Here is a 16,234-nt window from a genome sequence, read left to right on the forward strand (position 1 = left end):
TCTATCTTATCCAGAGTAATTCTATACGAGTTACTTTTTAATTACACTAAAATGAAAATCCTAATTTAAATCCAATACTTCTTGAAGAAGGCACTGTAGCCTGTTCAAAACCAACACCGCGGCTATCGCTTGAGACTCCACTGGTTTCAGGGTCTAAACGCATTGTATTTGATTTATGTACCCACAACAATGCCAAATTGGAACCAATTAATGAGACATTTGCCCGTTTAATTCCTTTAATTTTGCTATAAAGATGTGAAGGAATCGTATAAGTCAAATAGGCTTCACGCAATTTTAGAAATGAGCCATCAAACACATAGCTTTCTGCAATACCTCCGGATTCGAACCAATCTTGTGCATTTGTTTCAATGGTATTGGCAATCCAACCACCTTTACCATCCGACATTGCAAACCGTTCATTACTCATGACGTCTTTTCCAGCGACAATAGCCCGTTCACGGATTCCGTTGGCAGCCGTGATTTCAGCAACCCCGGTTGTATATGCATGGCTCATTGTTTGTGACCAAATATCTCCACCTTTTCGAAAATCAAGCATAAAACCAAAGCTAAAATCCTTATATCTGAAATCATTCCGCATACTTGCTAGATAGTCTGGCGTAACATTTCCAATAATCTGATTCGGTTTAGACATAACTAATCCACTTTCATTGACCTTGATCGCACCTTTCATCGCTCCATCTTCCACACGGTCATATCCAGTACTTCTCAACGCACCCCAAGCTTCTCCAACAGTTGCTGTATTTGCGATACCCCAAGTCCAACCTAACTGATAGGTTGTTAAATTTAACTGAGGATACAATTCCAAAATTTTATTGCGATCTCTTGAATAGTTTATGGTTGTGGTCCAATTCAGGCCATTTTCATTTTTTAGGATATCCCCCCTCAACTGCAGTTCGACTCCCTTACTTTCGATGTTACCAGCGTTTAATACCATACTACTAAATCCGACCACATTGGACGTTGTTACGGGAAGAATTTGCTTCTTCGCATTCTTATGGTAATACGTGAAATCAGCATGAATACGGTCATTTAAAAATCCGATCTCCGTACCAGTTTCCCAAGAATAAATTGCTTCAGGTTCCAAGTTATTAATTGCATAGGTCATACTTTTATACATCTGCGCAATACCGTTAAAAGCATTTGGTTGCGCATAGTAGTAATTCCCATTTCTATACGGAGTTGTTGCATTTCCAACTTTAGCGACATTCAATCTAAGTTTCCAGAACGACAACGCGCTTCCCTTTAAATTAGAAAAGGACGTTGTTGGAATCCAACTTAAACTTGCTGAAGGATAGAAAAACGATTTTGTAATTGTTGAAGACCAATCATTACGCGCCGTCGCATCAAGATAAAGCTGGTCTTTCCATCCAATCGAAGCCTGACTATAAACGGAATTGGAACGATTATGTGCATGATCCATATTTGTTACCGCATCTCCTATTTTGTTAGTAATTGTATAAACACCTAAAACATTTAGTCCACTGGCTCCCAAACTATTTGATTCATACTGATTATCTCGGTAATTGGCACCTACTATCGCTAATATATTGAAATCACCAAATTGTTTATTAAAGTTGGCCAAGAAGTCCGCATTGAACTCGGAATTACTGCTTTTAATTTCATTGAAACTTCCTAGTGGGTGATCAAAATTATAATAGTTCCGTTCGAAGATATTCGTATGGTAATAATCCAATCCTACTCTTCCTTCAAATTTTAAAAATTCATACGGTTGATAGTATAGGGATGATTTTCCAAAAATCCGATTGGTCTTCAATGAATTCAAAGAATTATGCATGGTATAAAAAGGATTCATATGATAATTAGAATTCCAATTATAATAGGTATAATTTCCTTGAGCATCCCTTTCATTCCAATTTTTCTTCAGATCTTGCATATCCACCTGGCGACCAAACCAAATCAAACCATTCATCGGATTTGCGCCATCATATCCTTGCGTAATTAAATTACCACTTTCTGTTCTGGTAAAATTGGACATGATATCATAAGAAAATTTATCGTTGATCTTGTACTCATTATTCAATTGAGCTGAATACTTTTTTTGATCCGTGTTTGGCACGGTTCCTTTTTGATCACGAAAAGACAACGAAGCACGAGTAGAGGATCTTTCATTTTTCGCTAACAAGGAAAGGTTGTGATTCTGAGAGTATCCAGTTTGGAAAAAATCTTTCACGTTATTGGGATGTGATATCCATGGAGTCGCTTGTCGAACGCCATTCACCACAGGACTATTGAATTGAGGCAATTGTAATCCTATATCCAACCGAGGTCCCCATGATTCGTCAAAGCCATCGTTAACACCGCCTCCTGCTCCATTTTTATAACTAAAAGATTTTTGCTGTGCATATTGCTGATAGGTTAAACCGCTGCCTAACGAATTATAATGATATTCGTCTCCTCGGGTCCCTTGACCATATGAGTTTTGATATTTTGGAATAGTGGACGCTCGATCTATTGAAAAATTCCCATCATACGACAAAAGAACACCATCCTTGGCTCTTTTCCCAGATTTTGTCGTAATTAAAATAACACCTTTACCAGCTCGCATACCATACAGGGCAGCTGAACCTCCTTTCAAGGTAACAACACTTTCGATATCTTCCGGATTAATATCATTTAATCCGGATCCATAATCTACACCAGAATATGTATTGTCACCTGAACGAACGGCATTGTTGGAAATCGGTACACCATCAACAACAATTAAGGGCTGTTGATCTGAAAGAAGCGAGGAATTACCACGAATCGATATCCTAGCGGAGGCCCCAACAGCACCACCAAATTGATTAACCTGTACCCCTGCAACTTTTCCGGAAAGTGCACCTGTTAAGCTCAATTGACCAGCATCCGTTAGTTCCTTAGCTTTTACCTCTTGAACCGCAGACCCCAGGGATTTTTTGTCTCTCGTGATTCCCATTGCCGTTACAACAACTTCGTCCAAATTTGTCTCATCCGATAAAAGCGTGACCTGAAGCGTAGTCTGATTGGTCAAATTTACCACTTTACGGTCATAACCCACTGCCGAAACACTTAATGTCCCCGCCTGCTTATAATTAATCGTAAATTCACCATTTTGTCCACTCTGGGTTGCTGTTCCATCTCTTAGCGTGATTGTAACTCCAGGGATAGGTTTCCCGTCTTGGTCGACCACCTTCCCCTTCAAAACTGTCTGTGCGTATACTGCCGAGCTTACCAAGAAGGTAGCAGCTAGCATAGCAATACTTTTTCTGTTCATAAGTTTAGTTTCAGATGTATTAGTTTATAGTGCTTTTTGTAATAACTAAGTTATAAGCACAACGCTTTCATTGTTAACCGAATTTTGACCAGTATTGCCCAATTATTAACCCTAAGTGTTAAATAATTGAAATCAACATCCAAATCTCCACAAAAAGAAATTTCACATAATCCCATCTTCACAACAATAGCCTACCTATCCACCCCCCACACACCGATTTACAAGTAAAACCACAGAAATATATTAATCTAATTTATTTTACTACATTTTTTGGGAATTTTATTGGAAAGAACTTTAAAAAACCAAAATAAAAACCAAAAAAAAAGAGAATTACCTGCATTTTTCACAAGATATTTCAAAAAAACTTAAAATAAATAGCTTTTAAAAAAGTTTAGGTACATAGGAAAGAAAAAAGACATCTAAATAAAAAAGAATAAATTCTGCCAAGAATAGCCATATGCGTTCCATTCTTAGCAGAATTTTACTTCCGAATTCATATAGTTTAAAAGTCTAGCCAACCGAGCCGCTAGCGAGATTAATTAAGAAATCTAGACTTATTTACTCGTATTACTTATTCCGGAACAATCTAATTCTCCATCGGAATTTCTTGAACTAAATAACAGAATAGAGTGTTTGTTTATACTGCTGCACATATTCCTTAGGATTGCAGCCTACGATTTGTTTAAAAACCCGATTAAAATTAGTGATGCTGTTGAATCCACAGTTATAAGCAATAAAAGAAACACTATCCAAGTGATCCTCATTTAACTGGTTGCATACTTCCTTGACGCGTATTCTATTGAGATAGGTAACAAAAGTAACACCGCAATGCTTTTTAAAATAACGGCAAAATGCCTGCGGAGTAAGATTGGCATGATCAGCAACATCTTCCAACGTAATTTCGTCTTTATAGTGCTCCTTAATATAGTTGCAGATGAAATTAATGCGATTTGATCCGTGCATCGTATCAAAGGCAACTTCCACCCGTTCGTTACAAAGTGCTTCCGCCTCCCGTGAAATATTTGCCAATGCTCTTAATAAATAGAAAAAGTGCATTAACTTATCCATCTGATCAGCGGACTTCAATTGACAAACCCGTCCCGATATCTGCTCAAAATACGTTTCCGGCACCTTAAATCCTCTAGAGTTATTATAGATAAACTGATTCAGCGATTCAAATTCGTCCAAAGAAAACAGGGATTTAAGCTTACCATTTGGATCAAAAAAAATGGAAACAGAGCGCGACTCATTTGAAAACCCGTCCTGAGAAGCGGACTTAAATACGTGTGGTTGATTCGCGCCCAAAAAGAAAATATCATTTTCTTTAAAGGGATGTAAGGTATCTTCCACAATCAAAACTCCCTTACCTTTTTTTATCCACATTAATTGAGCTTCTTGATGTCGATGGAAATGAGGATAAAAAGTTTCCAATATATCTTCTTGAATTGTTAGACTCTGTCCTCGCATGGTCGGCACATTAAATTGGAGCGTTTTCATATAGGTTTGTTTAGTTTTATGTTTACTGTTTAGTAACATAAATATAACAACTCCAAAGCAACAACACGACTTGGAAATAAAACATAAAAATACTATACTAAAATATGTTTAGTATTCGACAATATTTAATAATCCTCTAATAATACCACGCACAAAACAACGAATTGACAATAAAAACCCATTTATATTGGAAAAATGGGTTAAAATACAATTAGACTTTGATAAATTGTGATAATTATTATTCAATAGAAAGATTGAACTTTATTAAATTTCGTTTTTAGCACTTTTTAGTATAAAAAACGGAGAACATATCATTTGTAACAAGAACAAACACTACACATTAAAGAAAGACCTTTTAAATAAATCATTTTGAAGCGCATAAATTTTACGATATTCGTATTACACAATAGGCACCTAATTAGACAATCCAACTTCAAATAATTCCCAAAACTTATGTTCAAAAAAGAAGTATATCTTAATCGCCGAAATAATCTATTATCAAAGTTCACAACCGGCAAAATTCTTTTGCTAGGTAACATTGAAAATCCGATCAATTTTGAGCACAATACCTATCCATTTCGTCAAGACAGCAGCTTTTTATATTATATAGGTATCAAAAGTCCACGTTTGGCGGCCGTATTGGATGCTGAAAAAAACGAGACCATATTATTTGGCGACGAAATGACAATCGATGATATTGTGTGGATGGGTCAACAGCAAACTTTAGCTGAAAAGGCAGACCTGTCGGGTATCGACAAAATCCTGCCTTTCAATCAACTTTTCGACTACCTTAGCAAAGGAAAACAGGAGGATATTCACTATCTTCCTCCTTATCAGTCGCATAATAAATTATTACTTGAGCAGCTAACCGGCCGTACTGCAAATCAGCTCACCCCCTCTGTGGCTTTGATTAAAGCAGTCGTCGCACAAAGAAGCATTAAATCGGCAGAAGAAATCCTCGAACTGGAGAAAGCGGTAGATATTGCCGTTGAGATGCATCGTATCGCTATGCGTATGACAAAACCTGATTGTTACGAATATCAGATCAGTAATGCCATGCAGCATTTTGCGCAAGATCAGGGTACCTCCTTCTCCTATCCACCGATAGTTACAAAACGTGGTGAAATCCTACACAATCATATGCAATTTCACCAACTTTATGCAGGTGATCTGCTTCTCAATGATTCGGGCGTCGAAACCGCTATGGGCTATGCGTCAGACTTGACCAGAACCTTTCCTGTAGGAAAACGTTTCACTGCGTTACAAGAGGAAATATACCAGATTGTTTTACATGCGTTTAAAACGGCAGAGCAGCTCCTGACTGCCGGAATCCACTTTAAAGAAATTCATTTAAAAGCTTGTGAAGCGCTTGTAGACGGACTTATACAAACAGGATTTATGAAAGGGAATACGCAAGATGCTGTCGCGAACCATGCCCATGCACTTTTCTTCCAATGTGGACTCGGCCATATGCTCGGCCTCGATGTACATGATATGGAAGATCTCGGCGAGCAATATGTTGGATATACCGAAGCAGAACCAAAGGATACCCAAACTTTTGGCATTAAATCGCTGCGGCTCGGTAAGAAACTGGAAGCTGGTAATGTGCTAACCGTTGAACCTGGCATCTATATTATTCCAGAACTAACGCAGCTTTGGGAGCAACAAAATTTACACAAAGAATTTATCAACTATGATTTCTTAAATAAACACCTTGATTTTGGTGGGGTTCGTATTGAAGACAATTACTTGATCGAGCAGAATGGATACCGACGTCTCGGACAATACCTTGAACGTGAAATCCAGGAAATCTATCAGCTTAAAGACAATCCAATTGACTAAATAAACTCGTGATAAAACCTTGAAAGTGAACTGAAATCTTTCTTGGGGATTCTTAAAAAAAACAGATAAACAAATGAACAGAATTAAACAGTTAATCTTTATTATCCTTATACTGGTTTTTTATGCGCCAAATTTACTTGTTGCACAGCGATTGTGGACAGATCAGGGTGACCAGTATTATGAATTTTCCGACAAGGGAATAGAAACGGTAAATCCGCTAAATGGCATGCGGACAGTCTTCCTTTCGCAACAATTACTTATTCCAAAAGGCGCGACGGCGGCCTTAAAGGTCGAAAATTTTTCCATCTCCAAAAATAAGGAGCTTATTTTGATCTATACCAATAGCAAAAGAGTATGGCGAGAGAATACGCGCGGTGATTATTGGGTTTACAACAAGAAGACCAATCAATTGCAGCAACTAGGCAAGAAATTCCCAGCCTCGCAACTGATGTTTGCGAAGTTTAACCCGCAAGCAGATAAAGTAGCTTACGTGAACAAAGCTGACCATAATATTTACCTCGAGGATCTCGCCAATGGCAGCATTGTTTCGGTTACCAACGATGGAACAGACCGTTTAATCAATGGTACTTTCGACTGGGTGTATGAGGAAGAATTTGGCTGTAAAGATGGTTTCCGTTGGTCTCCAGATGGCACTTCCCTTGCTTATTGGAAACTTGACGCCCGCAACATCCGCAATTTTCTAATGATCAACAATACCGATAGCCTCTACTCCTACACCATTCCCGTAGAGTATCCTAAAGTTGGACAATCACCGAGTTCCTGCTCCATATGGACTTATGAACTTGCAAATAGCAAGAACACACAGATCAATATCCCGGGAGATCCCAACCAGCATTACATCCCACGTATGGAGTGGTGCCTTGATAGCAAACAACTTATTCTGGAGCAGCTCAATAGAAAACAGAATGAGAGCAAGATCTACACTATTGCACTCTCCGATAATAAAGCGCAGAACATACATCAGGAGCAAAGCGATTCGTGGATTGATATCAAAGCACGGTGGAACAACAACGATCCTTCCGGATGGGACTGGGTTCAAGGCGGCAAGGCCTTCATCTGGGTATCTGAAAAGGACGGCTGGCGCAAAATTTACCAGATCGATCTAGCAGGAAATGAGAAGCTGGTTATGAAAGCCGATTATGATATGATCAATCTTGATTTTTTCGATCCGAAAAATGAAACCATTTATTTTACGGCCTCGCCAAGCAATGCGACACAAAAATATCTTTACAGCGTGTCTACAAAAGGTGGCGTTCCAAAACGACTTACACCAGCCTCATACGAAGGAACCTGCGATTATGATATTTCAAAAGACGGTAAAATCGCCATCTTCAACTTTAGCAACCGGACAACATTACAGCACAATGCCGTTATTGAATTACCGACCCACAAAATACGCGTCGACTTTGAACTGAAACGTGAAAAGAAAGTCAGCGACGGCATTGCGGAATTTTTTAAAGTTAAAACCACCGACGGCATTGAATTAGATGGCTGGATGGTAAAGCCCCTGGATTTCGATCCCAATAAAAAGTATCCTGTTGTCTTTATGGTTTATGGCGAACCCGCATCGCAAACTGTGATAGACAATTTTGGTGCAGGTTATAACAGTCTATATAAAGGAAATATGGCACAGGACGGTTATATTTATATTTCGTTGGATAATCGCGGAACGCCTGCTCCTAAAGGCAGCTCTTGGCGAAAAAGCATCTACCGCAATATCGGACAGCTCAATATTCGCGATCAGGCTTTAGCAACGCAAGAAATACTGAAATGGCCGTTTGTCGACAATTCACGCGTGGCCGTTTGGGGCTGGAGCGGTGGCGGATCGAGTACGCTTAACCTATTGGGGCAATATCCGCAGATCTATAAAACCGGTATTGCCATTGCCGCGGTAGCCAATCAGTTACTTTACGACAATGTATATCAGGAACGCTACATGGGCCTTCCGCAAGAAAATCTGGCGGACTTTGAAAACGGCTCGCCACTGAAATATGCAAAAAATATCAAAGGCAACCTACTCTACATCCATGGAACTGGAGACGACAATGTGCACTATCAAAATGCCGAAGTCCTGATCAATGAACTGATCAAAAATAACGTGCAGTTCCAGCTGATGTCTTATCCAAACCGCAGCCATTCAATTAGCGAGGGACAGGGCACACATGAGCATTTAAGGACATTATTTACAAACTATCTAAAATTACATTGTCCTCCGGGAGGAAGATAGACTGAATCGTTATTATTTAAAAATGAAAAAAATACTGTTATATGCATTGGGTACCTGCGGTCTATTGACCGCAGGTATACAGCAATCGGCAGCGCAGCTGATGAAAGAAAAAAATGAATTCACCAGAGCGGATTCACTGCGCGGATACCTAACACCACTACGCACCTGCTACGACATCCAATACTATCATCTGGATGTTAAGGTGGATATAGATAATAAATATATTTCAGGTTCAAACCTTTTCCGTTTCAAGGCCACGACTGATTTTAACCGCCTGCAATTTGATCTTTTTGCAAATTTAAAAGTAAATAAAGTCATTTATAAAGGGAAAGAACTTTCCTTTACCAGAGAGCACAATGCGGTCTTTGTCGAATTTCCTACTGCGATCAAGAAAGGGACACAGGATGAATTTACCGTGTTTTATGAAGGTCATCCTACAGAGGCGGTTAAAGCTCCATGGGATGGTGGCTTTGACTGGAAAAAAGACAGCAAGGGCAAACCGTGGGTAGCAACCGCATGCCAGGGTATGGGCGCGAGTGTCTGGTGGCCAAACAAAGACCATCAATCCGATGAAGTGGATAGTATGATGATTTCCATTGCCGTCCCAAAAGAGGTGATGAATGTATCCAATGGTCGCCTGGTCAAAGTAGAAAAAATGAAGGATGGTTATACCAAATACCATTGGAAAGTCGCCAATCCGATCAACAACTACAATGTCGCCATCAATATCGGCGATTATGTTCATTTTAAAGAAAAATATAAAGGTGAAAAAGGACCATTGGATATAGATTACTATATCTTGCGCGAAAATGATACGGCAGAAAAGAAAGCTCATCTTCAAAAAAATGCCAACCAGACCTTAGAGGCTTTTGAACATTGGTTTGGTCCATATCCGTTCTATGAAGATGGCTATAAGCTTGTTGAAACCTACCATACAGGCATGGAACACCAAAGTGCCATCGCCTATGGAAACCATTATCAAAATGGCTATCGTGGCGGGGATGCGTCGGGAACTGGCTGGGGACATAAATGGGATTTTATTGTGGTCCACGAATCTGGCCACGAATGGTTTGGCAACAATATAACCTCCGCTGATCTGGCCGATATGTGGATCCATGAAAGCTTCACGAATTATTCTGAAGGTTTATTTATCGACTATTTCTATGGCAAAGAAGCTAGCCAAGCGTACGCTCATGGTATCCGAAGTGGAATCCAAAATGACAGCCCCATTCAGGGCCCCTACCACGTCAATAAAGAAGGATCTGGCGATATGTACCCTAAAGGCGGTGTTATGCTCAACATGATCCGTACGATGATGGACAATGATGAAAAGTGGCGAAATATTCTCCGGGGATTAAACAGCAAGTTTTATCATCAGCAAGTCGATTATAATGATATTGTCAACTACGTAAACCAGCAATCCGGTTTAGACCTTTTAAAAGTATTTGAGCAGTATGTACAGCATAGCGCCATTCCTACACTGGAAATCAAGCAAGATCCTTCAGGGAGAGTCTTGGGCCGATGGATCAGTGAAGTCAAAGGCTTCCATATGCCTATACATATTGGGGTAAAAGGTCAAAAAAGAGAACTTATCCAATTGGATCAACGTTTCAGACCGATTAAAATAGCCGGTTTAACGAAAGATAATATTGATATCGATACGTTCAACTATTATGTCGGCGTATTGGTCGAATAAAAACGGTTTCAAGGTTACAGACATAAAATAAATACAGCGCCCCGGAANNTTCCGGGGCGCTGTATTTATTGAAGCATTCCTATCACTTCATCTGTATTCCCAATTGGAATAAAACTTTTATGACTTCGCATACACGAACAGCAATGAAAGCAAACTGAAGGTTCTTTCTAACCAATAAGATCGGACACTGTCAGAAAAACAGGCGTTAGGCCTACCTTATAGGATCATTATCCTATTGAAAAGATCAATACTGATTCCAGGCAGGCGGGTCTACGCCAAGTAGATGTTTGACAAAATAGTCCCTTCTTTTTCGTTCACCATAATCTCCCCCAGAGGAATGTCCCATCCCGGGAACCATAATAAAATCATGGTTCTTACGTGCTTTGATTAAGGCATCAACCAATTGGAAAGTGGATGAAGGATCCACATTATCATCCAATTCACCTACAATCAATAAAAGATTTCCTTCCAGTTTAGCGGCATTTTCAATATTGGAGCTCGCTGCATATTCAGGTCCTACAGGCCAACCCATCCATTGCTCGTTCCACCATATTTTATCCATTCGATTATCGTGACAGCCACAGGAGGAAACGCCAACTTTGTAAAACTCCGGATGGAATAACAGCGCGCCCGTCGAGCTTTGACCGCCAGCCGACGTACCATAGATCCCTACCCTACCGATATCCATGTATTTGTATTGTTTTGAAGCAGCCTGCATCCAGGCTATCCGATCGGGAAAACCCGCATCTTTCAGATTTTTCCAACAGATATCATGAAAAGCCTTTGAACGATTTGACGTCCCCATTCCATCGATCTGCACCACGATAAAGCCCAATTCTGCTAATTCATACATCCCGCTCGGGTTGCTGTAGAATGATTTGGGCACGAAAGAGCTATGCGGGCCCGCGTAAATATATTCGATGACAGGATAACTTTTCGCTGGATCAAAATTGGTCGGTCGAATAATAATACCCCAGATATCCGTTGCACCATCACGTCCCTTGGCTTTAAAGACTTCCGGAGCACGCCAGCCTACCGTTTCTAATTGACTACTGTTTGTTTTCTCCAGTTCCATCATAAGACGACCAGTGTTGTCGCGCAATACTGAAATTGGCGGCTGATCGACTCGGGAATATATATCCACAAATTGGGAATAGTCTTTATTGAAAAAAGCTTGATGATTTGCATTTTCTTCTGTCAGCAGTTTTAAGCCCTTTCCATCTAAACCGATTGAATAATAATGGATCAAATAGGGATCTTCCACAGCATTCATGCCACTACCCTCAAAAATGACGGTTCGTTTATCAGCGTCGACATGTACAACTTTCCGGACAACCCAATTTCCTTTCGTTATTTGATTTTTCACTTTTCCGGTAGATCCATCATAAAGATACAGGTGGTTCCATCCATCGCGTTCAGAAGCCCACACAATTTCCTTTCCATCGGCTAGATCCTCCCGATATTTCTTACCGCTATAATCGATAAAGGTCTTATTTTGTTCTCGGATCAAATAACTGGACATACCGCTATTGGCATCCATTTGCATGACGCCATAGACTTGATGCCCGCGTTTGTTATACTCAAAAGTAAATGCCCTACTGTCATCTCGCCAGGATAAATCCGAAACATAAAATTGATTCGGTATAAGCTCTGCATCAAATACCCACAGTTTATCTTTTTCGAGATCATATAAAACGGGTAGTTTTTGCGCTAATTCATCACCAGGTTTGACATAATCGCGTGTCTGAATCTTTGGCTGCAATTGATCTTTAGGGGAAGATTCGATCAGCGTCAGTTGTCTGATCTCTATTTTTTGTGTTTTTACTGTAGCCAATTTCCGGCTATCCGGTGCCCATTGAATATCATTACTATAATAGTTTGCTGTATTGCCATCAAACGTAATTTGTCGCGCCTGATTTAAATTACCCTTCTTTGCTAGGAAGACATTGCTGTTTCGGATAAAAGCAACATGTATTTTATCTGGAGATTCAACTTCCCTATACGTATTTCCTTGTTCACGTTGTCCCCAATATCGCGGATTACGATCTCTATTTCCACTTGCAGCGCCCTGGCTCAATTGCGCGGAACGGCGGTTCCAAATCCAAAAGTATCCCGCGATATCGAGCGAAACCTGATCCTGGTCCATCAATTTTATCTGATCATTGGAAATAACACGATTTTCGACTTTTCGTCCCAGCTTTTCATCCACCAAGGAAAATACCTTCGTCAGATCAAACAGCTGTTCTTTTGTTTTTGCCTGGGGATTGACCAAAATGTACTCTTTTCCCTGCGCCGTATTTCGATCATACCAAAACAGATCCCCCCGATCATTCCAATAAAACTGACCCGGCAGATTTTCGATTTTGTTGGTCAATTGTTTTTTTAAGTTTTGTGCACGTGTATAATCTACCAAAGTTCCTTGACCAAACAGAAACTGCGCAGACAACAACAAAACCACTGTACTAAGAAGCTTCATACTTTCTTCGCTTAGGATTAATTAAATAATAGATAGGGATACCCAAGAGTGCAATGATAATTCCTGGCCAGGTATAATTTGGTTTAAAAATTACCATCAAGCCGATAAAGGCTAGCCCCATGAGAATATAAAGAATGGGGAGAAAAGGATATCCAAATGCTTTATAGGGTCTGTTCAAATCCGGACGCGTGATACGGAGGCGAATAATACCGGCAATTGCGAGGACATAAAATATAACCACCACACAGGTAATCATATCCAATAAGTCACCATATTTTCCGCTTAAACACCATATTGACGCAGCGACACATTGTATCCAGAGTGCCCAAGCTGGTACCGCATGTGCATTTAGCTTTCCCGCCCTTTTAAAAAACAAACCATCTTTGGCCATGGAGTAATATACCCTCGCTCCTGCTAGGATAATTCCATTATTGCAACCGAAGGTACTAATCATGATCATAATCGCTATAATAGTGATTCCAAAGGGGCCAAAAACCTCTTGAGCGACACTCATCGCTACCCGATCTTTTGGCGCATTGACCATAGCCTCCAGAGGCAATATACCGGTATACATTAAATTGGTTAAGAGATAAATGACGGTGACCAGCAAAGTCCCCAATGCCAGACTCAATCCGATATTGCGTTGCGGATTCTTAATTTCGCCCGCTACAGCTGAGGATGAGTGCCAAGAATCGCTACTGAAGAGGGCTCCGACCATAGCCGCAGAAAAAGCACCCATTGCTGAAAACCCATCATAAGATGTGTAGGTTCCATCCACATTTAAGCGGCGCATGGACCAAAGCGAAATATTGTCCCAGTTCAAAGCCCAAACTTCATGTTTCAAAGCCAGGAAGCCAAAGAGCAACAAAAGCAACAGGCTCCCAATTTTGATCAATGTAATGGATGTCTGCACACGCTTTCCGCTATTTACACCCCTTGAATTAATGTAGGTTAATACCATAATGACCGCAATGGCCAGCACCTGTGCTGCCGAGACGCGGTAATCTGACCATTCAAGCAGATAGACATCTTCGTCCATAAAGGGGAAAAGGTAGGCAGTGAATTTAGCAAACGCAACGCCGACGGCGGCGATTGTCGCGGTTTGTATCACAGCAAAAAATGTCCAGCCAAATACAAAACTCAATACGGGACCATAAGCCTCCCGAAGATAAATATATTGGCCACCGGCCTTGGGAAACATCGCGCTGAGTTCACCATAACTCAATGCTGCTGTTAAAGTCATAAATCCACAGATTAGCCAGACAACCATCATCCAACCCGCAGAACCGGTATTACGTGCGATATCTGCAGAAACGATGAAAATCCCAGAACCAATCATACTTCCAACAACAAGCATCGTTGCATCGAGCAATCCCAGCGACTTTTGAAAAGTTTGTTTTGACTCACTCATAAACACCTAGTTGTTAAAATGATAGAATTTCCAATTTGTCTCATGGTCTGGTTTTAATTGCTCGCCTTTGATAATCGCTCTTAGCATTTCCATGGGCAGGTAATTTTCTTTAATCACACGATCATGAAAATCAGCAAATGACATTTTACCCTGATCAACCACCTCCTCTTTGATCCGCATCAGTTGTAATCCGCCGACCAGATAAGCCAACTGGTATAAGGGATCATATGAACCTTCAAAAGACCTCTTTACTTCACCATGGGCATTAGCAGACTCAAATCCCACCCTGTTTACCAAGTAATCTATGCATTGCTGCGGCGTCCATTCACCCAAATGAAATTTAATACTAAAGGTTATTCGCGCACAGCGGTGCATACGCCAAAATAACATTCCTATACGCTCTTCGGGAGTTTTGGCAAATCCTTTACTATACAATAATAATTCCCAATAAAGTGTCCATCCTTCTGTCCAAAAGGGTGTATTAAACGCTTCCTCGCGATAAGGCTTGTAGCGCCTATTCATAAAATATTGCAAATGATGACCGGGGACCAATTCATGCTGCACAGTACCGCGGGAGAAATAAGGATTATTACCACGCATACTCATCAATTTTGCCTGTTGATCCATCGTGTTGGTTGGATATGATATACTAATTTCCCGACCACCCGTAAAAAAAGGGTTGACACGCTGACGTTCTGGGGTCATCATGATCATTCCCCAAGTTTCATCTGCCAGTTCAGGAATATCCATGAGTTTATTTTTTTGAATAAACTGCTGTGCATCGTTATACAATTTCAGGATGAGTTCCGGCTGTTTCCCAATGGGAACGTAGGAGTTTTTAACCTGCTCCTGTGCTGCCCGCCAGTCGTCGCCAAACCCCATTTCACGACTCGCTTTCAATAACTCTGCTTCACACCATTTAAACTCTTGATCAGCCAATTTTAGCAGATCGGCAGCTGTATAACTGATCATTTCAGCTTTGAGTCTTCGGTTTATTTCTTTTTCGCCAATCGGCACACCCGCAATCTGGCTACCATCATCAAAAACTTTCCGGTCGCTTTTTGCGGCTAATTTCTCCTTATAATCCGACAATTTACTTTTCACCTGTTGAAATATGGCGGGTACCCACCAGGTAAATTCAGGGTCGTATCCATTATAGAAATCGAAGGTGCTTGTTATCCTTAAATCCAAAGAATTTAATAGGCCAACCAAAAAGTTCACATCTGCATCAGGAATATTGGTCTTTTCTTGCAAAGCGGTTATCGATCGATCGATTTCATCGACAACCCGCGTCAGCTCTTTCGCGACATCTTCTCCCGCCAAACGTTTTCCTCGACGACGTTCCTTTTCGAGTTTAAATATTCGTTGTGCAAAAGGTAAATACAGGGATAACCTGTTGTAATTCGACTCATGTTCTTTCAGTGCAAGGAGATCACTTTTTAGTTTGCGCTTCAGTAAGATAAAATCCACCTGCCCAGATGTTTCAAGTTCTTCATAGGGAAATTTGTCCAATTTGTTCAAATATTCGTTATCCAAACGTTGAAGACGAGCCAGCTGTTCGGGCGATGCTGCAGCCTGTTGATTGCCCCAGCCTTTGGGCATCGGACCATAGAAATAGTTGATTGCCTCAACATCGTGCCCGTATTGCACGATATAAGGTTCTAAAGGAGTTGTATGGTCGTATAATTTCATCTTTTGTGCATGTGTGGATACCGGGAATAGAAAGAGTAGTCCATAAAACAATGTTTTGGGGGCTTTAAAAGAAAAAGAACGATTCATAATTTAGGTGT

The 16,234-nt window shown here is 40.5% G+C and carries 8 protein-coding genes; 3 read left to right on the forward strand and 5 right to left on the reverse strand.

Going from position 1 to position 16,234, the window contains the following annotated elements; translation table 11 throughout:
- Nucleotides 1-46 precede the first annotated feature (46 nt).
- Nucleotides 47-3,274 carry a SusC/RagA family TonB-linked outer membrane protein gene (locus tag B3P16_RS22170; RefSeq protein WP_286844354.1) on the reverse strand — a complete coding sequence of 1,076 codons (3,228 nt, stop codon included), beginning with the start codon at nucleotides 3,272-3,274 and terminating at the stop codon, nucleotides 47-49.
- A gap of 612 nt (nucleotides 3,275-3,886) precedes the next feature.
- Nucleotides 3,887-4,771 (reverse strand): AraC family transcriptional regulator, encoded by an 885-nt coding sequence (locus B3P16_RS22175; protein ID WP_286844355.1) that lies wholly within the window; start codon nucleotides 4,769-4,771, stop codon nucleotides 3,887-3,889.
- Nucleotides 4,772-5,224: 453 nt separating this feature from the next.
- Here B3P16_RS22175 and B3P16_RS22180 point away from each other — a divergent pair, with 453 nt between their 5' ends.
- The 3 genes from B3P16_RS22180 to B3P16_RS22190 all read left to right on the forward strand — a co-directional run bounded on the left by B3P16_RS22180 (nucleotide 5,225) and on the right by B3P16_RS22190 (nucleotide 10,557).
- Complete coding sequence (locus B3P16_RS22180) at nucleotides 5,225-6,613, forward strand: aminopeptidase P family protein (RefSeq protein WP_286844356.1); 1,389 nt, start codon at nucleotides 5,225-5,227, stop codon at nucleotides 6,611-6,613.
- A gap of 73 nt (nucleotides 6,614-6,686) precedes the next feature.
- Entirely contained in the window at nucleotides 6,687-8,861 is a 2,175-nt protein-coding gene (locus tag B3P16_RS22185; RefSeq protein WP_286844358.1) for a S9 family peptidase, read from the forward strand.
- A gap of 22 nt (nucleotides 8,862-8,883) precedes the next feature.
- Nucleotides 8,884-10,557: a M1 family metallopeptidase gene (locus tag B3P16_RS22190; RefSeq protein WP_115047954.1), complete on the forward strand. Its 1,674-nt coding sequence runs from the start codon at nucleotides 8,884-8,886 to the stop codon at nucleotides 10,555-10,557.
- Between the two features lie 244 nt (nucleotides 10,558-10,801).
- Here the strand turns inward: B3P16_RS22190 and B3P16_RS22195 are convergent, their stop codons facing one another.
- From B3P16_RS22195 to B3P16_RS22205, 3 genes are read right to left on the reverse strand one after another with little or no spacing between them, the layout of a single operon-like run.
- A complete protein-coding gene (locus tag B3P16_RS22195; protein ID WP_286844360.1) occupies nucleotides 10,802-13,033 on the reverse strand; it encodes a S9 family peptidase in 2,232 nt (743 codons plus the stop codon).
- Complete coding sequence (locus B3P16_RS22200; RefSeq protein ID WP_115047950.1) at nucleotides 13,020-14,444, reverse strand: APC family permease; 1,425 nt, start codon at nucleotides 14,442-14,444, stop codon at nucleotides 13,020-13,022. Before B3P16_RS22200 ends, B3P16_RS22195 begins: the two co-directional genes overlap by 14 nt.
- A gap of 6 nt (nucleotides 14,445-14,450) precedes the next feature.
- Nucleotides 14,451-16,223, reverse strand: coding sequence for a DUF885 family protein (locus B3P16_RS22205; RefSeq protein ID WP_197084133.1), 1,773 nt, complete (start codon nucleotides 16,221-16,223; stop codon nucleotides 14,451-14,453).
- Nucleotides 16,224-16,234 lie beyond the last annotated feature (11 nt).

The organism is Sphingobacterium sp. UBA7631, assembly GCF_002483935.1.
In the GTDB taxonomy this organism is placed as follows: Bacteria; Bacteroidota; Bacteroidia; order Sphingobacteriales; family Sphingobacteriaceae; genus Sphingobacterium; species Sphingobacterium multivorum.

Coding starts and splice junctions, on each gene's coding strand:
- B3P16_RS22170 (WP_286844354.1), bottom strand. CDS start 3,274: ATGAACAGAAAAAGTATTGCTATGCTAGCTGCTACCTTCTTGGTAAGC.
- B3P16_RS22190 (WP_115047954.1), top strand. CDS start 8,884: ATGAAAAAAATACTGTTATATGCATTGGGTACCTGCGGTCTATTGACC.
- B3P16_RS22195 (WP_286844360.1), bottom strand. CDS start 13,033: ATGAAGCTTCTTAGTACAGTGGTTTTGTTGTTGTCTGCGCAGTTTCTG.
- B3P16_RS22200 (WP_115047950.1), bottom strand. CDS start 14,444: ATGAGTGAGTCAAAACAAACTTTTCAAAAGTCGCTGGGATTGCTCGAT.
- B3P16_RS22180 (WP_286844356.1), top strand. CDS start 5,225: ATGTTCAAAAAAGAAGTATATCTTAATCGCCGAAATAATCTATTATCA.
- B3P16_RS22205 (WP_197084133.1), bottom strand. CDS start 16,223: ATGAATCGTTCTTTTTCTTTTAAAGCCCCCAAAACATTGTTTTATGGA.
- B3P16_RS22185 (WP_286844358.1), top strand. CDS start 6,687: ATGAACAGAATTAAACAGTTAATCTTTATTATCCTTATACTGGTTTTT.
- B3P16_RS22175 (WP_286844355.1), bottom strand. CDS start 4,771: ATGAAAACGCTCCAATTTAATGTGCCGACCATGCGAGGACAGAGTCTA.